13 protein-coding genes are annotated in these 21,337 nt (G+C 63.6%); 6 read left to right on the top strand and 7 right to left on the bottom strand.

Annotated features, from left to right (window positions below; all coding sequences use genetic code 11):
• The first annotated feature begins 116 nt into the window (after positions 1-116).
• Together VNH11_23895 and VNH11_23890 are read left to right on the top strand one after the other, a co-directional pair.
• Positions 117-1,658, top strand: coding sequence for a hypothetical protein (locus VNH11_23895; protein ID HVA49430.1), 1,542 nt, complete (start codon positions 117-119; stop codon positions 1,656-1,658).
• Between the two features lie 30 nt (positions 1,659-1,688).
• Complete coding sequence (locus VNH11_23890; protein ID HVA49429.1) at positions 1,689-4,058, top strand: HEAT repeat domain-containing protein; 2,370 nt, start codon at positions 1,689-1,691, stop codon at positions 4,056-4,058.
• A gap of 20 nt (positions 4,059-4,078) precedes the next feature.
• On the opposite strand, the gene VNH11_23885 is transcribed toward VNH11_23890, so the two are convergent.
• Complete coding sequence (locus VNH11_23885) at positions 4,079-4,912, bottom strand: creatininase family protein (protein ID HVA49428.1); 834 nt, start codon at positions 4,910-4,912, stop codon at positions 4,079-4,081.
• A gap of 242 nt (positions 4,913-5,154) precedes the next feature.
• Between VNH11_23885 and VNH11_23880 the strand changes: the two genes are divergently transcribed.
• The gene (locus VNH11_23880; GenBank protein HVA49427.1) at positions 5,155-5,427 is read left to right on the top strand and encodes a hypothetical protein; all 273 of its coding nucleotides are present in this window, start codon (positions 5,155-5,157) and stop codon (positions 5,425-5,427) included.
• Positions 5,428-5,458: 31 nt separating this feature from the next.
• Here the strand turns inward: VNH11_23880 and VNH11_23875 are convergent, their stop codons facing one another.
• The 3 genes from VNH11_23875 to VNH11_23865 form a co-directional block, all read right to left on the bottom strand.
• The gene (locus VNH11_23875) at positions 5,459-6,241 is read right to left on the bottom strand and encodes a flagellar motor protein MotB (GenBank protein HVA49426.1); all 783 of its coding nucleotides are present in this window, start codon (positions 6,239-6,241) and stop codon (positions 5,459-5,461) included.
• Positions 6,242-6,253: 12 nt separating this feature from the next.
• Positions 6,254-7,114, bottom strand: a complete 861-nt coding sequence (motA, locus tag VNH11_23870; protein HVA49425.1) for a flagellar motor stator protein MotA — start codon at positions 7,112-7,114, stop codon at positions 6,254-6,256.
• Positions 7,115-7,252: 138 nt separating this feature from the next.
• Positions 7,253-7,606, bottom strand: coding sequence for a hypothetical protein (locus VNH11_23865; protein ID HVA49424.1), 354 nt, complete (start codon positions 7,604-7,606; stop codon positions 7,253-7,255).
• A 170-nt stretch (positions 7,607-7,776) separates the two neighbouring features.
• Between VNH11_23865 and VNH11_23860 the strand changes: the two genes are divergently transcribed.
• Together VNH11_23860 and fusA are read left to right on the top strand one after the other, a co-directional pair.
• Positions 7,777-8,256 carry a hypothetical protein gene (locus tag VNH11_23860; protein ID HVA49423.1) on the top strand — a complete coding sequence of 160 codons (480 nt, stop codon included), beginning with the start codon at positions 7,777-7,779 and terminating at the stop codon, positions 8,254-8,256.
• Between the two features lie 512 nt (positions 8,257-8,768).
• The gene (gene fusA, locus VNH11_23855) at positions 8,769-10,856 is read left to right on the top strand and encodes an elongation factor G (GenBank protein HVA49422.1); all 2,088 of its coding nucleotides are present in this window, start codon (positions 8,769-8,771) and stop codon (positions 10,854-10,856) included.
• 445 nt (positions 10,857-11,301) lie between these two features.
• Here fusA and VNH11_23850 read toward each other — a convergent pair whose 3' ends face one another.
• Positions 11,302-16,296, bottom strand: a complete 4,995-nt coding sequence (locus tag VNH11_23850) for a hypothetical protein (protein ID HVA49421.1) — start codon at positions 16,294-16,296, stop codon at positions 11,302-11,304.
• A 162-nt stretch (positions 16,297-16,458) separates the two neighbouring features.
• Between VNH11_23850 and VNH11_23845 the strand changes: the two genes are divergently transcribed.
• Entirely contained in the window at positions 16,459-16,593 is a 135-nt protein-coding gene (locus VNH11_23845; GenBank protein ID HVA49420.1) for a hypothetical protein, read from the top strand.
• An 81-nt stretch (positions 16,594-16,674) separates the two neighbouring features.
• Here the strand turns inward: VNH11_23845 and VNH11_23840 are convergent, their stop codons facing one another.
• Together VNH11_23840 and VNH11_23835 are read right to left on the bottom strand one after the other, a co-directional pair.
• Entirely contained in the window at positions 16,675-18,045 is a 1,371-nt protein-coding gene (locus VNH11_23840; protein HVA49419.1) for a hypothetical protein, read from the bottom strand.
• A gap of 46 nt (positions 18,046-18,091) precedes the next feature.
• Entirely contained in the window at positions 18,092-21,064 is a 2,973-nt protein-coding gene (locus VNH11_23835; protein HVA49418.1) for a hypothetical protein, read from the bottom strand.
• Positions 21,065-21,337: the final 273 nt, after the last annotated feature.

The raw sequence follows: 21,337 nt of genomic DNA, 5'->3' as shown, positions 1-21,337 counted from the left end.
GTTCTGTTCGCATTTTACCCGGTGCTTTGAGCTCCGTTCGGAACAGGTAGCCGCGCCGCTTCGCACGGCGCTACAAACGTGCTCGCCCCACGGCGGGTGCGGCAGGATTGATTCGCATGTCCAGTTTTCTCAAACCGACATCACGCAGGGCCGGTGTAGCAGGAGTTTGGAGTGCCGCGGCGCTGCTGCTCTCGGTGCTGGCCGCCGGGCCTGTGGCGGGGCAGGAGGCCGACGGTGAGTTCGAGGGCGAAACGGAATACGTCGCCAAAGACGGCACTCGCCGCGAGATCAAGGAGCCGAGCAGCAAGGACCGCCGCAAGGTCATCGACCTCTTCAATCAAGGCAAGTCGAGCAACAAAGACGAAGAACAAGCCTTCGAAGATCTGGCGCACTATTACGTGTACGCGCTGACCTGGAAGAAAAACATTTCGACCCTGGCAGACAGGCGCAAGGACCTGAAGAACAAGTGGCTGGTGCCGTCAGGCCAGCGAAACCGCACGGTCACCGACCTGCACAAGCGACTCAACGAGCTGACGCTGACAACCTGCCGCCAGGTGGCCGAAGATCCGAAGTACCCGCGGGCCATCCGCTATGGTTGCGTGTTGATGATCGCCGAGCTCGACGCGCAGGAAATACAGCCCGGCGTTTCGGCGCCCGTCCCCCTGCCCGAAGCGACCACCGCGCTGATGGAAATCGTCGCCGATGCCAAGCAGCACCTGGCGATGCGCATTTGCGCGATCATCGGGCTGAAGCGACACACGCAGTTCGGCATCGCCGCGCCGTTGCAGCCGCAGATTGCCGACGTGATGCTGGGCATCATTGAAAAGCCGGTCGGCGAAGGAAAAGACCGGATCGGCCAGACTTGGCTGCGGCTTGTGGCGGCCGACTTGCTGCAGGCGATGATCGCCAAAGAGATTGCCGTCGACCAGCCGAAAGCAGCCGCGTCGCTCATCGCCCTCATCGGCGACGATACGCTCCCCAACTGGGCGCGGGCGAAGTTCGCCGGCGATTTGGGCCACCTGGACGGTAAGAGCGTGCAGGGAGCCGCCGTGCCGTCCGCCGTCCGCGCGCTGGCCGGGCTGATGCTGGCCGTTTCACAGGCCAGCCCCTTTTTGCCCGACGAAAGCGCCGAAGAAGAGGATGCCGAGCAGGAGAAAGACGAAGGCGACAAGAAAAAGGACGACAAGAAAAAGGACGACAAGAAAAAAGACGGCGAAAAAGACGAGGAGAAGAAAAAGGAGAAGGAGGAGGTCAGTCCCGCGGTGCAAAAGGCCAGCAGCGAAGAAATGCTCTGGCAACTGTCGCAAATCCGCATGGCGCTGTTCGGCAAAGAGGCCGCCACATCGAGGGAGACAGGTCCGGATTCCTTCAGCGGCCTCGACGTAACCGCCGACGATGCCACGAAAGCAACCATCGTCAAGATCGTGAAGCACATCGACGACATCGTCAAGTCGCTGGCCAATCCCAAGACGCTGGGCGATCCCAAGGCCCTGCAAAAACTGGGCGACGTGTTGGCGACCGCCAACCAGGATCTGGAGGCGGTGTTGAGTAGCCCTGTGGCGGAAGAAGCCCAGGCCGCGAAGGCGCCTCCGCCCGGTACGGCACGGCCGCGACCGCAAGGAAACGCTCCGGCCGGCGAGAGCAAGGTCAGCGAGTAAGTTCACGAAACGGCAAAAGGATTTGCCCCGGTGCCTGTCGCTCTTGCAAACCGAAAGCCGTTTCTCGCGTGCCTGGTGCTCATGCTGGTCGGCTGCACGGGTTTGCGTCTGAAGCCCGTCACTTCGAGTACACGCTCCACCGCGGCACGCAAGTCCGATCAGGGCAGATCCGCCAAGAATCGCGACGCTGCCGAGGCAACCGCAGCCAACGACAACATCGACATCCTGCCTCCGCCCTTGCGAAAGGACGGCTGGAGCGCGGCGCTGGCGCCGGAACCACCGACGGACCGCTCGCAAGGCCGCCGTTGGCGGCATCGCGATCTGGAAACGCTCCACGCGCTTCCCCTCAATGAACGGCCGGACTTTGCGGCCGAGCTGGCCAGTGGCGATAAAACCGTCGCCACCAACGCCGCCATCTGCCTGACGCGCCTAGGCGATAGCCGCGGCCGCACGCAACTCATCGGGGCCGTCGGCAATAAGGACTTGCGATTGCCGTTTCGTTGCGCGGCCGCCGAAGCGCTGGCCGAAACGGCCAAGCCGTCGCCGCTGGAGGCGCTGCGAGAACTCACCACGCGCTACGGCGAATTCTCGACGCCTTCGTACCTTGCCGAGCTGCACGCCGAGTTGCTTTATGGACTGGCGGAACATGTCGATGCCGGGGCGGATGAGCGCTTTGTGTCGGCGGTCAAAAGTCCCGTCGCGGCCGCTCGCCTGGCCGCCATACGAGGTTGGTTGCGTCCGGGCACCGCGGCGCTGCCCGAAGCGGCCGCGGATCTGCGGACCGATCCCGACCATCGCGTGCGCGCGGCGACCCTGGGTGCGATGGCCGCCCGACATCACCCCTTTGCGCTGGATGCCGCCCGCGGCGGCCTGACCGATTATCGCTTGGAAGTCCGCCTGGCAGCCGTGGCGGCGCTGGGACAGATCGGCGGAAAAGAGGCGCAGCAGGCGTTGGAGGGGCTGGAGCGCGAGTCCGAAGTGATTCGCGCGGCCGCCGTGGGCGCCCTGGCGAAGCTCGGCGCGCGCGACCGCGTTTGGGCCGCGGCCGAAAGCCCGTCGTGGCACGTGCGGCAGTCGGTGGCGGCGGCCCTGGTCCATTGGCCCGACGCGGGCGGCGCCCTGCTGGCCCGACGCCTGCTGGCCGATGCCAGCATCGAGGTCGAAAAAGAGGTGCTTGCCACCTTGGCCAAGTGGCCGCTCGAGGTGGCCGGACCGGTGCTGCTGGAGGCGATGGGGGGCAACGCTTACATGGCCCGCAAGTCGGCGGCGGCCCAGCTTGCCGAACGTTGGCCGCCGGCCCGCGAGTTTACGGCGGATGCTCCCGGCGAACGGCGCACCGCGGCGCTCTCTCAGTTGCGACAACAGTGGAGCGGTCAGTTCGGCATCGCCTCGCTGGAGTCGATGGTCCCACGGGGAACCGAGCACTCGGCAGTCGAGGTGCCCTTGGTGCCCGAGCGAATCGAGCGAGCTCGGCAGATCGTCCAACGGCTGCAACAGGCGTCGCCGACGGGCGCAGCGGCAAGCGAGGCTTTGGGCGAGTTAGCGGGCTTTGGTCCCGACCTGCCGCGGGTGCTGGGACAAATCGTCGATGAGGGGCGGGTGGTTTTGCCCGATGCGGTCTATCGCCAGGTGCTGCCCAAATTTGGCGGCCAATACGAAGTGATCGACCGCCTGCTTTCGACCGACGTTCAACAGCGCCGCCGTGCAGCCGGGAGCCTGGCGGCGGCGGCCGAACAAGGTCCGCTGAACAGCGTGATCGTGGCCCGCTTGGCCGAGCTCGGCACCGCGGAGCCCGACTCACTGGTCTGGACCGGAATGCTACGCGCCGTGGCCAAGGACGGACGCGAACCGGCGGTGCGGCTGGCCTACGCCGGCCTGGGCCACCGTGCGGCCGAGGTGCGGCGAGAGGCGATCGAGTACTTGGCGGCCCACTCGTCGCCGGCACACGCTCCGCTGATCTTGCCGGCGCTGAAAGACAAAAATCAGGCCGTGGTGTCGGCGGCGGTCAAAGCTTTGGGGCATCCGGGCATGTTGGTCGACGCCGGCCCCTTGGAGCGGCTGCTGGTCACGAACGACCGTGCCTTGAGGCTGGCCCTGGCCGAAAGCCTGATCGCGCTGGGAGCGCCCAGCGGCCCGCAAACGTTGGAGCTGCTGGCGCACGACACCGATATCGGCACGCGGCGGAAGGCGGCCCAGCTTATGGGAAGCGTGGGCGACCGTCGCTATACGGAGACCCTGATCGGACTGCTCGACGACACTTTAGGCGTACGCACCGCGGCCCTGGCCAGCTTGCCGAAGGTGGTTGGCCGCGACGTGGCCGAGCGGCCCGACGACCCGCCCACCAGCACGCTCGACCGCGTTGAGCGCTGGAAGCGATGGTGGCAGTCTTCGTCCAGTTGAGAGAGCAAGCGCGCGCCGGCTTACGGCCCAATCGAATGCTCGATTGCGGACACCGCCGCGTTGGCGCGAAAGTCGATGATCCGCTTGCCCCACTCGATCGTTTTCGGAGCCGGGGCCAGCTCGACGCCGTTGATCGAGAACTTGCCGGTCGCTCCTCGCTCCTTCATCCGCACCAGGTTTGGGTCGACGGTCATGAGCAGGGCCGTGACGGCGAAGTCGTCGTGCAAGCCTTCGTCCACCTGGTGGATTCCTTCTTTCTCCAGCCATTCGGTCACGGCGCGGTAGTCGTAATACTCGGCGATGTAATGCACGCGCGGCCCCGCCTCCGCCCAGCGGCGGTTAAGCCGCTCGGCCACGCGTTTCATGCCCGTCTGATTGCCGCCGCTGTCGCCCAACAACACGATATTCTTGAACCCGTGTGCCCGCAGGCTGGCACAGATGTCGGTCAACAGCGCCTCGAACGTCGCCTCGCTGACGCTGATCGTCCCAGGGTAGCGCATGTGTTCGGTCGGCGGGTCGATATCGCCTTCGGGCACGAACGGTACGATCGGAGCGACGAGGGCGTTTCCGAGGCGGCGGGCAATGGCCTGCGTGGTGGCCCTTAAGATGTAGTTGTGCTTGCCCGTCGCCACGTAAGGCCCGTTCTGCTCGACTCCCCCCGTGGCAACGATGGCGGTGGTTTTGCCGCCCGCAATGGCGTCACGAACTTCCATCCAGGTCATTTCTTCCATGAAGACCGTATCGATTGCCTCGATGGGGCGCGGCGTGTCGAGCACCGGCTCTTCCGCCCCAATCGGACGTGCGGGCCAGCCAACGCAAAAAAAGATCATGGCCAAAGCAAATGGGCGTTTCATAAAGGATACTCGGCCTCGGCGGTTGGATGTGGGGATATGGAAGTATGGTAAGCTGGGGCGAGACGTATCACAACGAGTTGCCGGAAAGCCGGAAAACTGCCAGCGGCCGAAAAAAGGCGATGGGCGGGGAATAAATCCGGCCGTCGTTGCCTCTTCTTAGAAGAGAACATCTAGTTTCTGATGGCTGAGACAGGACGGACCTGGCGACGCGTCGGACATCAAGCAATGGAAAAGGTATTGGAATGAAAAGACTTGCGCTACTGAGCATGTTGTTCGGTTTTGGACTTTTTGTGGCCGGTTGCACCGAAAACAAGCCCAAGCCCGTCCCGGCAACCCCCCCTCCCGCGACGCCCACCGCGCCGGAAACCCCGGCTGAAGAGAAGCCCGCCGAGGAGATGCCCGAGGATGAAAAGCCCGCTGACGAAAAGCCGGCCGACGAAGCCCCCGCCGATGAGAAGCCCGCTGGCGAAAAGCCGGCCGACGAAGCCGCGGCGGACGAGAAGCCGGCCGAATAGGCCAGCCGGCGGCCGGGTGTTTTCGCGCGTTTCACTCGCGCTCGACACCTGCCTGCGATGAAACCCCAAGCGAGGGATGCCTGCGGTCAAGCGGCATCCCTCGCTTCGTTTTGACCGCGTCGGCAAATTCGCCCAGCATAGACACCTCGACGCGCGAGTTCTGCGCCGCCCAGTTCGCGTCGCCCGGCTGCTCTTGCGGCTCATACGGACCCGCCTGGCTGAAGCGCATGCGGTGCGATTCGACACCTTCTTGCTCCAGAAACTTGAACACGGCCAGGCAACGAGCGTACGAGAGCTGCCAGGCATCGGCATACGGGCTATTGGGTGGCAGTGGGCGCCCGGTCGCGTGCCCGCGAATCTCGATCTTGTTCGGTTTGCCCAGCAGGGCAGGCGCCATGGCCCTCAAGCAGAGCTGGGCTTGCTCATCGAGCTGGGCTGATTCTTCAGCGAACAGGACCGCCGCTCCCACGCGCGTGCTGCCCGGATCGGCCGTCCCTTGGAGGGGCGCGCCGCCTTTCAGCGCCGATCCCAAGGCGGCCTTGGCGTCCACCTTTGCCGCGCCGCGTCCGTAACCGCGCGGGCCTTTGGGCGGCGCTTTCAGATTCGACAAGCCGCCGCTTTCGGGCGCGGCCACGGCCAACGGCGGACCGCTGGGCGCGCCCGCCGTGCCGAACGGATCACGAAAGTATTTGGCCACGGCCTCTTTGACGGGCTTGTTCTGAGCGACGATCCACATCACCAAAAAAAAAGCCATCATCGCGGTCACAAAGTCCGCGTACGCCACTTTCCATGCTCCACCGCCATGGCCGGCCATATTGTCGCTCCTTTAAGCGGCTTCCGCCGCGCGAAACATCTCGTCCAACTCTTGTCGCATGGGCCGCATTTCACTGGAAACGCCGCGCCGCGCCTGCTCGATGGCCACCTTGGGCGGCAGATCGCGCACCGAGCCGAGCACGGCCGCGGCGATCGTGCGGAAAAACGCCAGCTCCGCCGCCCCCTGAAACTCCATGCGGCCGGCCAATGGCCCAAAGAAGCCATACGACGCCAGGATGCCCAAAAAGGTGCCGACCAGCGCCGCGCCGACCTTGTGGCCGATCTCTTCCACCGGCCCGTCGATCGCCCCCATCGTGATCACGATGCCCAACACGGCCGCCACGATGCCAAAGCCCGGCAAAGCGTCGGCGGTTTTCGACAGCACGCTGATCGGTGCGTGGTGCTCTTCTTCCAGCACCTTCAGTTCGATTTCGAGCAGCGCTTCGAGCTGCTCGGCATTGGCCGTGCCTTCGATCACCGGCGACAACGCGCCGCAGATGAAATCGACCACGTGATGATTGTGCGCGATGCGCGGGTATTTGTTGAAAATCGGGCTTTGATGCGGATCGGAAATGTGCGATTCCAGACCCAGCAGGCCGTCGCGCCGCGCGACCGACAGCAGCTCGTAGAGCACGCCGAACAGCTCACGATAAGCTTCTTTGCTGAACGCGGCGCCTTTCAGCGATTGCAACAGGCCGCGCACCAGGTCGCCCAGGACTTTCTTGGGAGACATCATAATCAGCGCGCCGAGGGAGGCGCCGCCGATCGTCAGTATTTCCGCCGGATGGATCAGCGCGCCGATGTGTCCCCCGGACAAGGTAAAGCCGGCCAGCACGCAGCCCAACACCACCATGCTACCGACAATGACAATCATGCTCTGCCTGCCTGCTGCCTGGTTCCCGAATCGCTGACCGCGGACGGCGTGTCAAAGCTCCGCCTCTTGTATCTAGCACGCGGATGCTCGCGTGGAGGTTAAACCGCCAACCCGTAAGGGCAAGTGCGAGCCAGACCATCAAGTGCGCAATACGGTGGATCGACGCGCAATGGCAGGCGTCGTTCGGGGCGCGGTCTGGGCGGGCGCGAAGAACCGCGAGGCGAAGAGCAAAGCGATGCCAACAACCACGGCCGCACTCGACCAGCTTTTCGGCTCGACGACCGTTTGATATTGGACCACGGGGGCGGCGGCGATGGCCGGCCTCGACCACGACTCGCGATAGACGAGCCAGGGCGACCACGGCACGCCGATGGAAAGCGTGGTCACGTCCTGAAAGACTTGTTCGCTGGTCGAGAAGCTCGGCAAAACGCCCGCGGCCAAAAAAATCCAGGCAAAGCCCTTGATCAGTCCGTCGGTTCTTCGTTGTCGCATAATCCACGCAGCGCGAACTTGTTTGGCCCGCTTAACTATAGGCCGGGGTTCAGGGTTCAGGGTTCAGGTCCTGAACCCTGAAATCCGCTTCCGCCGCCAAATTCGTCGTCTTTGGCATCCCCGATGCAATCGGAGAGTAATGCAGGGTAATTTGAGACGGAGGTTCAGCGATGATCATGGTTCATCTTGGCTTCGCAATGACGGTGGCGATCGTCTTCACCGCCATCCTGGTGGCGATCGAGCGCGGCGGCGCCTACGAACGCGCCAACTGGGGCACGGCTTTACTCCTGTTTCTGGTGCTGTTTCTCACGACCTGGGCCGGCGGAATCTGGCTCAGTCCGGTCGGGCCGCATCTCTTCGGCGCGGCATGGCTGCCGTTTCTGTTCATGGGATTCGTGGCGGCGCTGCTGATCGCCGCCATGTCGCCGGGCAGGCGCCCGCGCAGCCAAACCGAGGTCCAAGAGCGCGCCGAAGCCCAAGAAGTGGTGGGCACGACGGTCACCGCGTTTTTCTGGATTTTTGCCGTGTGTCTAATCGCCGCCATTACGCTGCACTACGCTTATTGGGACGAACAACGCTTGGCCGGCGAGCGACGCGGCTCTGCGAATACCGCCCATCGCGACGTGCTCCCGCCGGCCCAGCGCCGCTGAGCCAACTTCACCTGGTCGTCGTTCGGACGTAAGGGCGGTGCCTGAAGTTTCCTCGGCTCTTGACTGGCGGCACCAAGAACCGTAACATCATGGGTCATAATACAAACGACCAGCAAAACTGGCAGCCTTTCGAGCGGCCGTTATCGCCCACGCCCGGCTGCCGTCATGCAAAATGGGCGGGATGAGCGCAACCCTAGCGCAATCGTTGCAAAAATGACCTTTGCTGTTCGCGGGATTGAGATAAGATAGACTACTAGGCTCCTTCCCCCGGTTCTGCCGCACCGGTGGTGTGGGACGGCCGTAGCGGTTCCGGCCGCGATGTGCCGCCCCGCGTTGGGTTAGCGCCCGACGGATTCGCTGGCAGTGCAGGCATGTTTGGCACGTAGAATGCCCGCACCGCAGGCGGACGGACGTGGCACTGCGTGCTTGGCAATTTCCAAATACCCGGAAAGGTCGTGCGGAGAGGTTCGCACGCCCCGCACCGGGAAAACTGTTTACTGAGACCCTCGGACATGGATCTGGCAACCCTACGGAATATCGGAATCTCCGCTCACATCGACTCGGGCAAGACCACCCTGAGCGAGCGCATCTTGTACTACGCGGGACGAATCCACCGCATGCAAGAGGTCAAGGGCGAAGGCGGCGCCACCATGGACTACATGGACCTGGAGCGCGAGCGCGGCATCACCATTACCAGCGCCGCCACCACGGTCCACTGGAACGACCACCAGATCAACCTGATCGACACGCCGGGCCACGTCGATTTCACCGTCGAAGTGGAACGCAGCCTGCGCGTGCTCGACGGCGCGGTGCTGGTGCTCTGCGCCGTGGGCGGCGTGCAGTCGCAGTCGATGACCGTCGACCGCCAGATGAAGCGCTATCACGTGCCCCGCCTGGCGTTCATCAACAAGATGGACCGCACCGGCGCCGACTTCCGCCGCGTGGTCAAGCAGCTCCGCGAAAAGCTCGATTGCGACGCCGTGCTGATGCAACTCCCCATCGGCAAAGAAGACAACTTCCAGGGCGTGATCGACCTGATCGCCATGCAGGCCGTCTACTTCGACGGCAATACCGGCGAAAAGGTCCGCCGCGAAGCGATTCCCGCCGAGATGCGGGCCGAGGCCGAAGCCGAGCGGCACCATACGCTCGAAGCGCTGGCCATGTACAGCGACGAGCTGATGGAGCTGTTGTTGGCCGAAGAGGAAGTGCCGCAGCAAATGCTCCACGATCTCGTGCGTCAGGCCCTGCAGACGCAAGACCTGACCCCGGTGTTCATGGGCACGGCCTATCGCAACAAGGGCGTGCAAACGCTGCTCGACGCCGTGGTGCGTTACCTGCCCAGCCCGCTCGACCGCAATATCGTGGCCAAGCAGCACGCCGACGCCACGCAGCAGTTTCCGCTGGCCCCCGATCCGTCGAAGCCGTTCGTGGGCATGGCGTTCAAAATCGTCGAAGATCCCTACGGGCAGCTTACCTTCATGCGCGTCTATCAGGGCTCGATCGCCAAGGGCGAGACGTATTACAACCAGCGCACGGGCCAGAAGCAGCGCTTCAGCCGCATCGTGCGGATGCACGCCGACAAGCGCGAGGAAGTTGATACGGCGGAAGCGGGCGACATCGTGGCCATCATGGGCGTCGATTGCGCCAGCGGCGACACCTACGCTTCGCAGCACAAGTATTGCACGTTGGAAAGCATGTTCGTGCCCGAACCCGTCATCAAAATGGCCATCAGCCCGGCCAACCGCGACGGCGCCGACCGCCTGAGCAAGGCCCTGCAGCGGTTCATGAAAGAAGATCCCACGTTCCGCGTGGCCAGCGACGAAGAGACGGGCGAGACCGTGATCGCCGGCATGGGCGAACTGCACCTCGATATTTACGTCGAGCGCATCCGTCGCGAATACAAGGTCGAGGTTGAAGTCGGCGCGCCGAAGGTCAGCTACCGCGAGGCCCCCACCAAACTGGCCGAATACAACTTCAAGCACCGGAAGCAGACGGGCGGATCGGGGCAATACGCCCACATCGTCGGCAAGATGATGCCGCTCACCGAGGAGGACGAGGAAGAAAACTTCATTTTCGAAGACGAGGTGGTCGGCGGCCGCATTCCCAAGGAATACATTCCGTCGGTCCAGAAGGGTTTTCGCGATTCGCTGCACAAGGGGCCGCTGGCCGGCTACCCGATCGTAGGCGTGAAGACCGTGCTCGAAGACGGCTCGTATCACGAGGTCGATAGCTCCGACATGGCCTTCCAGACTTGTGCCCGGAATTGTTTCCGCGAGACGTTTATGAAGACCAAGCCGGTGCTGTTGGAGCCGGTGATGAAGATCGAGGTGGAGGTGCCGTCGAACTTTCAGGGTTCGGTGGCGGGCGAGTTGACCAGCCGCCGCGGCATGATCGTGGCGACCGAGATGCAGGGCTCGACGGCCACCATCGAGGCCGAAGTGCCGCTGGCCGAAACGTTCGGTTATTCCACCGACCTGCGCAGCATGACGCAAGGCCAGGGCACCTTCACGATGGAGTTTTCCAAGTATCGGCGCGTGCCCGCCGCGATTCAGGAGAACATCATCGCCGACAAGAAGAAGCAACTTGTGGGGGCGAAGTAGATGCCACAGGTTCCGCCAGCACCTCCCGACAAGCGACTTCGATCGTCGAGCCGCTGGCGAAGACGATCGTGAACATCAAGGGCGGAACCTCAATCCCGACGCTTTGAAGGCGGGCGCACTCTCGCTCCAACTCAGGCGAGACGCCGCTTCGATAGGCATCAATGGTTTCCGCCCCCGTCTGGTAGCCCCACCCAATGAATCGACACGCGACGGCGTCCAAAAGTGTGATGCCGATCGTCTTTCCCCTCCAGGGCTCGTAATCGCACTCGTCATCCACCTCCGCAACCAAATGCATCCGGCGGACCAAGGGACCGCGGCAGTCCCATTCCCAAGAACGACATCGTGCGTCGTGCAGATAATCAAGCAGCGACGGTTCGGTTTGGACAGCCATAGCGATTACTCTCCTGGCAATGGGGTGACCGGATCGAGATGGCCCTTTTGACCACTACTCTAGGGACCTGACGATAAACTTCTTGATCTCAATGACCTCGTCGCCGCCGTAGATGGAAACGGGCGCGGAATTCAGCGTGCGGGGCGTCCGCGAAGTAGAAGCATCGGTGTAGGCCGACACTCCGTCGGCGAAGACCGTCCGCGCCAGGGGAGTGATCACGAAACGCAGCGTGTGCCAGCGGTTCGGCTCGATCGCATAGTTCCAGCTCCAAGTCCAACGGTGTGACGAGAGCCGCACCATGTTGCCGGTCGTTCGCGCCACCAGCGTGACGTCGATCGGGCCGTCGTACTCGACCACCGTCTCCAGTCCTCCGCTCTGGTTATCGATCCGCACCACGTCGCCCGTCGGTTGCTCCGTCTGGAAGCCCTGCCGCTTGAACAATTCCCAGTTCTGAGAACCCTCGTCGATGGCCAACAGCGCCTTCAGCCGCTCGCCGGCGCGGACGCGGTTGACGTCGACCAGCGAGCGATAGGCCGCGCTGTACCAATGAGCGGCGCGCAACCGCAGGTAGTGCTTGCCGGGCCAGGGCTCGTCTTCGGCGCGCGACCACCAGGCGTCGGCCGCCGCGAGTTGTCGTGTGGCGTCGGCAGGTTGAATGGTCACCGGGAATCGATTGCCGAACCCTGGCCGGCTGCCCGGCGAGGAGCGGGCGCCCAGCGCCAACTCGTCGGCAGCCAGTTTCTTCCAGTTGGCGTCGCCCGATTTGGCCAGCTTCGGCAAGGCGGCCTGCCAGTCGCCCGCCGCGCACAACTCGTAATGGCCGACGGTCTGGTTGGCCTGCGGATCGTCGGGCGATGTTTTAAGCGTTTCGCGGGCCGCGGCGACGGCCTCGATCTCGCCGGCCAGTTTGGCGGCGTCGTTCACGCGGCTGGTGATCGCCTTTTGCACCGTTTTGTCTTTGGTCCGCTTGGCGAAGCTTTGCGCCTGCGTCGCGGCCTTCTTCACCGTTGCCGCGTCGCGCGCGGCCAGGGCCGAGACCATCAAGCGGCAGGCCGCGTCGGCCAGCACCCAGTTCTGCTCCGGCGACTTCGCTCCCTTGCCGACGTCGACCAGCGACTGCTGGCGCAGGGCCAGGCCATCGATGGCGAACGTCTTCGCGAGTTGATCGATCGTCTGCCAGGCCAAGTCGAGATCGCCCGCCGTTTTGGCCAGGTCGATGGCCTGGCTCAACAGAACGTAGGCCCTGGCGCCGGTCTCGTCGTCGACGACGGCCTTTTGCGCCAGTTCCTGGGCGAGGCCGCGCTTCTGATCGGGCGATTTCGCCGCGCTGAGCCTGCTGGCGAACTTCTTCCGCATTTCCTCCTTGGCCTTTTTCAGCGCCTCGTCGTCGGGCACGGGCCGGCGCGACTTGTTGCCGGCCGTCAGATCGGCGAGATTCGGCGGCCGGCTGCTGGCGCCCTTCGACGGGAGAGGGACGAGCTCGATGTTCGTCAGTCGAAACACCGAAGAATTTGGCAGCAGGACAAGCCGGCTTGGATCGGGCAGCTTGGCAATATCGTGGACCGACAGCGAAGCTGGGTCGCCGGTCCAGGTGATGAGCGGTTTTCCGTCCAATTCCACGGTCACCGATCTCTCGCGGATAGTGTAGACCAGGTTGCAGGCACGCCCTTCGTCCAAGAAATGTCCAGGGCGTGTCGTGACGTTGTTATTGCAGTGCCGCCCGTCAACCTCACCGAGACCGGAAATCGTGCCATCGAAGGCATCGATAAATGCCACTACCAACGATCCGCCAACGACCAATCTGACGCCAAACGCGCCCGTTCCACGCAACCTTTCTGCTCGCATCGACAAACGGTATTGCGTCGCCGGCGGCGACGGCAGCACCAAAACCGGATAAGCGTCGTCCGGTGTCAGAATCGCACCATCGGTGCCGAGTTGCCACTTGCCTCGGAATGCGTCGCGCGTGAAATCGATTTGCTTCAGTACATCCGCGCCGCCGTCAGCCACCATCGCAGGCGAAACCGATGACGGCTCGGCAGTCAACGGCACCACCTCGATCTTGCTGATGCGGCAAACGGTCTTAAACTCGCAGAGCGCCAGCCGGGTCGGATCGGGCAGTTTATAGCCATCGATCATCGACAACCTGCGTGGATCGCCTTTCCAGTCGATGATCGTGCGGCCATCCAGCGCCACGCGGATGCTGTTGGGCCGCACTGTGTAAACCAGCCTGACCGGCTTGCCGTCTACCATGAGCCGGCCTTGTCGCGATGTTTCATTTTCATTGCACCCTTTTCCGTCGAGTGCTGAGAATCCGGTGAAATGGCCGTTGAAGCCGTCGATCTCCGCGACGGTTTGGCGGCCATCCGCGACTAACGCCACTCCCAGCCCCCATCCGCCTCGGACTCGTTCGCCTACAATGGTTAATTCGTAGTCCGGCGCGGGCGGGGGCGGCAACAACAATCGCGAGAACGGGGTATCGGGCGAAATCAGTACGCCGTCGGCAACCTGCCAGTCGCCCGCGACGGCGTCTCGTTTGACGTCGATCTGCTTGAGCAGGTCGACCGGCTCGCCCGCCAACAGGGCCGGCGATGCCGTTTCCGCCTCCGACGAAAGCGGCGTCAGCTCGATCTTCGTCAGGCGATAGCGAGAATTGAAACTCCCCACGTAGATGCGGTCGTTATACGGTGCGTGTTCGGTCGGCTTCAGGCGGTTGACGTCACCGGTCCAGCCGACAAGCGGCTGGCCGTCGCACACCGCGCGCACGTGGTTCTTGCGGACGGTAACGGTGATCGACTTCGCCTGGCCGTCGGCGAACACGGCGCCTTCGTGCTTCGTTTCGTTGCTGTCGATGTTCTTGCCGTCGATCTGTCGCAGGCCCGACAGTTTGCCGCCTTGCGCGTCGATCAACAACGAAACTTGCGCGCCGGCGACGGGCAGCGTAAAGCTCAGGCTCTCGTTGCCCGACTCGCGCCGCGCCACCACATTCAGCTCATAGTCGCCAGGCACGACCGCAGGCAACTGCATCTGTCCTTTGTCGGAATCCGCCGAAACGAGCGACTGGCCGTCGTACTGCCAGTTGCCGTACAAGAGGTCGCGGTCGCGGTCGATCTGCTTGAGGAGGTCGACGGTCTTTCCCGGCTCGAGTTGGGTCAGCATCGGCGACTTCTCGGGGGTCAGCGGCACCAACACCAGCTTGCGGACGCGAAAGGGCGTATCGTAGGCTTCAAGGCCAATCCGCCGCGTGCTCCGCAGAGCCCAGATGTCGGCGATCGAAAACGTCTGCGGATCGCCCGACCAGCGGATGATTTCGGCCCCGTCGCGAAAGACGCGGATGCTTCGCCGGCGCACGACGTACAGCAAGGTATTTGGCCGGCCCTGTTCGAGCATTCGTGTCCGCCGCCAGGGATAGGCGGGATTATCATTTGCAACACGGCCGTTGATCATGTGCAAGCCCGAGCCGATGCCCGAAAAGCCGTCGAGCACGCTCATCACCTGCCGGCCGTCGACCGGCAGCAAGACGCTGATGTCTTTGATTTCCGGATCGCCTTCGGCCACGACCGTGAGAGCGTACTCCTCGTGCGGATCGAACGGGATCTCGATGCGCGCGTTCTGAGTGGCGGGGCCGCTTAAAATGCCGTCGGCCAACGTCCAATTGCCCTCGACCACGTCACGATTGACGTCGATCAATTTCAAAAGGTCGACCGGAGGTCCGGCCGCCTCGGGCAAGCGGGAGTCGATCGCGAGCCGGTCGGCCTTCCAGGCATACGTGTAGTGCTCGCCGGTGCCGTTGCGGTAGCGGACCCAGAGCAGCTTGAACGTGCCGGAGTTGAGGCCATGTTTGGCAAGCTCGTCGGCGGTCGTGCCCACAAATTGGTTGGCTGGCACCGACAAGCGGCCGTCGTGCAGGTGGTCGCGAAGTTGGGCCAGAACGTCGACATAGCTTGCGCCGGCGCCGTAGCGAGCTTCGAGCAGTTCCAGCCCGTCGGGCGAATCGGTCGGGGGCGCAAGCGGGTTGCCGTCGAGGTAGGCGAAAAAGACGTCGGGATACTCGACCGTGTATCGCCGGCCCCGCGCGCGGTACTGAATCCGCAGCTTTTTGCCGGTTCCTGGGGCGGGATCTTCAGGCGAGCCGAACAGGTTCGCCCAGACCATCATCATCAGCCGGTGATCCTTGACGCGATTGCGTACCGCGTCGGTGACGTTGACCCATTTGTCGCCCACGCCCCAAGTGGCCTCGATGATCTCGAAATCGGGCGTGGAGGGCGCCGAGGGTAACGCGACCGAGGGAGCCGCGACGGTCGTGCCGGTCGACGACTTGGCGGGCGGCGGGGGCAGCGAATCGACCGGAGCGGCCGGATCGACCGAAGCGACCGGCGATGTCGCAGTCGGCGCGCTCGGCCGGGATTCCTTCGACGGGTTTGTGACCACGGAGGTCGCCGGCGTTTGTTTGGCCGGCGTCACGTAGTAACCGCCAATCGCCATCATCACGACCGCAGCGGCAGCCGCGACGAGCACCGCCGGCTGTTGCCAAAGCGGCGCTTTGCGCGAGACCCGCTTGTGAATGTTAATGCCTGACGACGGACCGGCGCCGGGCACGATGACGGGCGTCGGCTGCACCAGCGGCATCGCCTCAACCTGGGGCATCGGCCTGGCCCGCTGTAAAGGAACGGCTTGCGGTACCGGACGAGGCCCGGGATGCGGTTCGATGGACGGGCGAGGCTGGCCACCCTCACCCCGGCTGCCGCCCGGAGAGATGGCGGAATCGGCCGCCTGGGTTTTTTCGCGCAACGGGCGGTCGTATTCAGCCCGCTTCTGTGGATTGAGCAGGCAGAGCTTGGCGGCGCTCAGCTCGTTGAGGATGCGCTGCGAGACGGCGGAGTTTTGCCCGGTCTGAAATGTGCGCACGTGCGCCATCCGCTGGTCGGCGGCGCTCTCGATCACGTCGGGATCGCTTTCGAACAGCTCGATGCCCAGCAGCCGATAGTGGTTCGGCGGCTGGTCCTTGAGCGGAATTCCAAGCCACTTGTGATACGGATTGAAGTCGGCCATGACACCCCCGGTTGACGTGACACCCGGCAAGACACCGGCAGTCGATTTTCGCCGATTTTGCCGGATGGCTCAAGGGTTGCGCCAGGGGGTAGCGTCGTAATAGTAAGTTGGTCACGAGGTGTAGGGTGGGACCAGCGAGCTTGCGAGCGCCGGCCCACCACGATGGCCGAGAATGGTGGGCCGGCGCTCGCAAGCTCGCCGGTCCCACCCTACGGCTATTGCTACGGCCGCGTGCCACGATTGCGCGGTCATGGCCTGCATTACGACAAATACGACCTGGCGGTGGCCAAATCGTAGATGCTCTGCACGCCGTGCTCGCGGTTGTGGATGTAGTTCACCGGCCATACTACCACGCGGATTCACTCGGAGGGAAATGGCTCACTCAAGCGGCCTGATCACGAACTTTTTCACGTCGACGACGGCGTTGCCCGCGCCCGTCACTCCGACCGCCGCGCGCGGGAATTTGCCGTAAACCTGATTCTCGGAGAAAACAGGGACGCCGTCGACGGTAATCGTTGTGCCTTGCCGCGTGACGCGGTAATGGAAGGTATACCAGCGATTTGGCTCCAACGGCGTGACGGGGGCCGGCACGGTGCTGCCATCGGGACGGCCGACACGCAGCTCGCTCGGATTGAGCTCCCAATTCCAGATCACTACGTCATGATCGTAGGCCGCGAGGCGAATGTTCAAGCTGTCGGTGCGGGCCGTGAAGGTCACGTCGATCGGGCCGTCGTAATCGACGCGCGTTCTCAAAGAACCTCCGCGCGTAATTCGCCGGAAGCCGCCGACCGTTTGACCGCCGTCGAACAACTCCCAAGCCGGCAGCCCTTCGTCGGTGGCCAACAGGAGCTTAAGCCGCTGCTCGGCGTGGGTGCGATTGGTGCCGGAGAGCGACGGCAGGGCGAGTCGATACCAGTTGGCGGCGTGCAGCCGCAGGTAATGCCGGCCGGGCCAAGGCTCCTTTTCAGCTTCCGTCCACCAGGCATCGGCGGCGGCCATCCGCAGATCCGTGCCCGAAAGATCGTGGACCAGCGGCCGCGACTCGGACGCCAGTTTCCGCCAAGCCGCGTCGTCGCCCTTTGCCAACTTGACCAGCGCCGGCTCCCAATCGTCGGCCACGCACAGCTCGAAATGCCCGACGACGAAGTTCGCGTGCGGGTCGTCGGGCATGGTCGTGAGCGTCTGGCGTGCGGCGGCCACCGCATCGAGTTCGCCGGCCACCTTGGTTGCGCCTGATACGCGGCTGGCCAACTCTCTTTGCAGCGTCTTATCTTTCGCTCGCTTGGCCCAGCTCTGGGCCTGTGCCGCCGCTTTCTTGACGATCTCAGGCTTGGCGTCGGCAAGGGCCGAAGCCATCAGCCGGCAGGAGGCATCGACCAGGTCGCGACATTGTTCGGGCGACTTGGCCGTTTTGCCGATTTCGGTCAACGACTTTTGACGCAAATCTTGGGCGTCGACGTCAAAGGTTTTTGCGAGCTGGTCGATCGCTTGCCAGGCCAGGTCGAGATCACCGCCGGCGTCGGCCAGATCGACCGCCTGGCGCAACCGAACGTAAGCGGTCGCGTCGACCTTGGTGGCCGCCAACGCCTGCGCCACGAATTCCTGGGCCAGCGTGCGCTTCTGCTCCGGCGCCTTGGCCGCCGCTAGTTTCTTCAGCAGTTCTTGCCGTGACTTTTTTTGCTCGTCTTCGCCGGGCACCGGCAGACGCGACTGGTTGCCGTTAGTATTGTCGCCGGCGAGATCGGACATTCTGCGTTCCCCGCCGGTGGCCTTCGCGGACGACAGCGGTTTCAATTCAATGCGCGTGTATTTGAACTCGGAATCCCACGCTCCCATACAGACGCCGTTTGTCGTGGACCTGCCAGAAGTCGCTGTTGGAAAGCCGCGCGGCATCGCCCGACCAGGCGATCACCGGCTCGCCGTCGCAGGTCACGCGCAGGCTGCTGCCGCGCACGGTGCAGACCACGGTGTGGGGCTTTCCGGGCGGGAGAAGTCGGCCGCGGCGCGTGGTGGCGTTCTCGGCGCCGTCGTGGTGATCGAGGTCCGCCAGGCCCGCTGTCTCTCCGCCGTAGCCGTCCAGCGTCATGGCCACCTGGCGCCCGTCGATGACAAGTCCTACGATGAACGAATCGTTGCCCGACAGCCGCTCGGCGACGATCGTGAGCTCATAGTCGCCGCTCGGCGCGAACGGTAGTTCCATCTTCGCGGCCAGCAGTCTCGGCGACACGAGCGCTTCGGCATCACGCTTCCAATTCCCATTGACGTGATCGCGCGCCATGTCGACCTGCTTCAGCAAGTCGACTGATTCCGCGGAAGCAAGCGGAACGCTCGGTTTCGGCGGTTCCGGCGCCGACGGCGGGCCGTCGAGGGCGGGCGGACCATCGGCACCTTCGGAACCGAGCGGCGTCACTTCGATCTTCGTCAGGCGGTAGCGCGAATACCAGTCGCCCAGGTAGACGCGGTCGTGGTATCGCGCGTTGGCTGAAAGTCGCTCAACGTCGCCAGTCCAATCGACAATTTGTTTCCCATCGCAGACCGCTTGCACCTGGTTCTTGCGGACCGTGATCGTAATCGCCTTCGGTTTACCATCTGCGAAAAGGGGCTCTTCGTACTTCGTCTCGTTGGCGTCGATGTTCTTGCCGTCGATCGCTTGCAGCCCAGAAAGCTTGCCTCCGTGGCCGTCCAGGATCAGCGCCGCCGACTTGCCGCCGATGGGCAGCATGATCGTCAGGCAGTCGTTGCCATGCTCTCGCTGCGCTACGGCATCGAGTCGATAAGAGTCGGGCACTACGGCAGGCAATTGAAACAAGCCCTTATCCGAGTCGGGCGAAACGAGCGATTGCCCGTCGTACTCCCAATGGCCGTGCAAGAGGTCGCGATCGAGGTCAATATGCTTGAGGAGGTCGACCCTCTTGCCCGGCTCGAGCTCGGTCAGCATCGGCGACTTCTCGGGAGCCAGCGGCACCAGTTCCAACTTGGTCACGCGGTACGGTGTCTCGTATGCCTCCAAGGCGATCCGCCGGTGATTGGGCACCTTCCAACCGTCGGCGATCGAGAAGCCTGCCGGATTGCCCGACCAGCGAATGACCTCGGCGCCGTCGCGGAGGACGCGCAGGCTAGTGCGGCGCACGATATAAACGAGCGTGTTCGGCCGGGCCCGCTCAAACATCCGCGCGCATCGCCAGCGATAGCTGGGATTGCTGTCTGCCCGCCAACCGTTAACCACCTGGAGTCCCGATGTCACGCCGCCGAAGCCGTCGATGACGCTCATGACCTGCTTGCCACCCACGGGCAACAATACGCTGATATCCATGATTTCGGGCTCGCTTTCGGCGACAACCGTCAGGGTATATTCGTCGGGTGCATCGAGCGGCAATTGGACTCGCGTACCGTGCGTGCCCGGAGCATGAAGCACACCGTCGGCCAGTTTCCATTCGCCGTCGACGACGTCGCGTTTCAGGTCGATCGACTTCAAAAGATCGACGGGCGGTCCCGCGGCATCGGGCAGACGAGATTCGATCACAACTGGATTGTCATTCCAGGCGTACGTGAAATGCTCGCCGGTGCCGTTGCGGTAACGGATCCACAGAACCTTGTACGTACCGGAATGGATGTTGTCTTTGGCAAGTTCGTCGGCGGTCGTGTCTGCGAATTCATCGGCGGGCACCCACAAGCGGCCGTCGCGCAAGTGCTCGCGGAGTTGCGGCAGCACGTCCGCATAGGCCAGTCCGGCGCCAAAACGGGCCTCGAGCAATTCCAGCCCGCCGGGCGAATCGGTTGGCGGAGCTAGTGGGTTGCCGTCGAGATAAACAAAGTAGACGTCGGGAAAGTCGGCCACATACTGCTTGCCGCGCGACCGATACCGGATGCGCAAAACTTTGCCGACGCCTTTGGCCGGGTCCTCCGGGGAACCGAACAGGTTCGACCAGACCATCATCATCAGCCGATTGTTTTTCACCTGCTTGCGGACGCCGTCGGTCACGTTGACCCACTTGTCGCCGGTTCCCCAGGTGGCGTCGATGATCTCGAAATCGGGCTTTGCCGAAGCTGCCGGAACCGACGGCGGAGCCGGCGTCGTCACAGGCTTGCTCGGCACTGTTTTCGGATCGTGCTTGCCGCCGCTGACAACCGTTGGCGACGAGCGAACGCTGGTCGCCTTACGCGGCGAAGCGGCCGGTTCTTGGTTGCCGGACTTCAGAAAATAGATGCCCAACGGCAGGATGATCGCGGCAGCCGCAAAGCCGGCCAGCACCGCGGGCTGCTGCCACACCGGCGGTCGGCGGGGCCGTTTGTGAATACTGAACTCCGATGGCGACGATTTAATCACCACCGGAGCAGGTTGATCGGCCGTCAGCGGCGTGGCTTTCGGCAGCGGGCGAGGCCGGCCACCCTCACCCCGGCCGTCTCCCAGTGGGAGAGGGAGCACTGTGCCGCCACCCTCACCCCGGCCCTCACCGGCAGTAACAGGTAAAACGGCGGAACCGGCCGCCTGCGTTTTTTCGCGCAACTGGCGATCGTATTCGGCCCGCTTCTGTGGATTGAGCAGGCAGAGCTTGGCGGCGCTCAGCTCGTTGAGGATGCGCTGCGATACGGCCGAGTTTTGCCCGGTCTGAAAGGTGCGGACGTGCGCCATCCGCTGGTCGGCGGCGCTCTCGATCACGTCGGGATCGCTCTCGAACAGCTCGATCGCCAGCAGCCGGTAGTGGTTCGGCGGCTGGTCCTTGGGCGGAATTCCAAGCCACTTGTGATACGGATCGAAGTCGGCCATGACACCCCCGGTTGACGTAACGCCCAGCAAGACGCTGGCAGTCGATTTTCACTGATTTTGCCGGAAGTCTCAAGGGGCGGATCTCGTCCAATGCGACACGCGTGTCGCATTGGACGACTTCCCGAAAATTTGTTGATAACGAGAATTCTACTTCACGCGGCCGAAAATGAGAGATTGGCGGTGGCTGGGCCGAGATTGGCCGCTTGGGCCGCGACCTTCGGAATATGCTCCGCGGCCAAGCTCCAGCCACCGCCGCTGCTTCGCGGTCGATCC

The sequence above is a fragment of the Pirellulales bacterium genome (genome assembly GCA_035533075.1).
In the GTDB taxonomy this organism is placed as follows: Bacteria; Planctomycetota; Planctomycetia; order Pirellulales; family JAICIG01; genus DASSFG01.
This window is presented reverse-complemented; position numbering and strand designations above follow the sequence as displayed.

Bases quoted from the DNA above. Each gene is read 5' to 3' on its own strand.
- VNH11_23895 (HVA49430.1), top strand. From the start codon at position 117: ATGTCCAGTTTTCTCAAACCGACATCACGCAGGGCCGGTGTAGCAGGA.
- VNH11_23885 (HVA49428.1), bottom strand. From the start codon at position 4,912: ATGAAACGCCCATTTGCTTTGGCCATGATCTTTTTTTGCGTTGGCTGG.
- VNH11_23880 (HVA49427.1), top strand. From the start codon at position 5,155: ATGAAAAGACTTGCGCTACTGAGCATGTTGTTCGGTTTTGGACTTTTT.
- VNH11_23875 (HVA49426.1), bottom strand. From the start codon at position 6,241: ATGGCCGGCCATGGCGGTGGAGCATGGAAAGTGGCGTACGCGGACTTT.
- motA (HVA49425.1), bottom strand. From the start codon at position 7,114: ATGATTGTCATTGTCGGTAGCATGGTGGTGTTGGGCTGCGTGCTGGCC.
- VNH11_23865 (HVA49424.1), bottom strand. From the start codon at position 7,606: ATGCGACAACGAAGAACCGACGGACTGATCAAGGGCTTTGCCTGGATT.
- VNH11_23860 (HVA49423.1), top strand. From the start codon at position 7,777: ATGATCATGGTTCATCTTGGCTTCGCAATGACGGTGGCGATCGTCTTC.
- fusA (HVA49422.1), top strand. From the start codon at position 8,769: ATGGATCTGGCAACCCTACGGAATATCGGAATCTCCGCTCACATCGAC.
- VNH11_23850 (HVA49421.1), bottom strand. From the start codon at position 16,296: ATGGCCGACTTCAATCCGTATCACAAGTGGCTTGGAATTCCGCTCAAG.
- VNH11_23845 (HVA49420.1), top strand. From the start codon at position 16,459: ATGGCCGAGAATGGTGGGCCGGCGCTCGCAAGCTCGCCGGTCCCACCC.
- VNH11_23840 (HVA49419.1), bottom strand. From the start codon at position 18,045: ATGTCCGATCTCGCCGGCGACAATACTAACGGCAACCAGTCGCGTCTG.
- VNH11_23835 (HVA49418.1), bottom strand. From the start codon at position 21,064: ATGGCCGACTTCGATCCGTATCACAAGTGGCTTGGAATTCCGCCCAAG.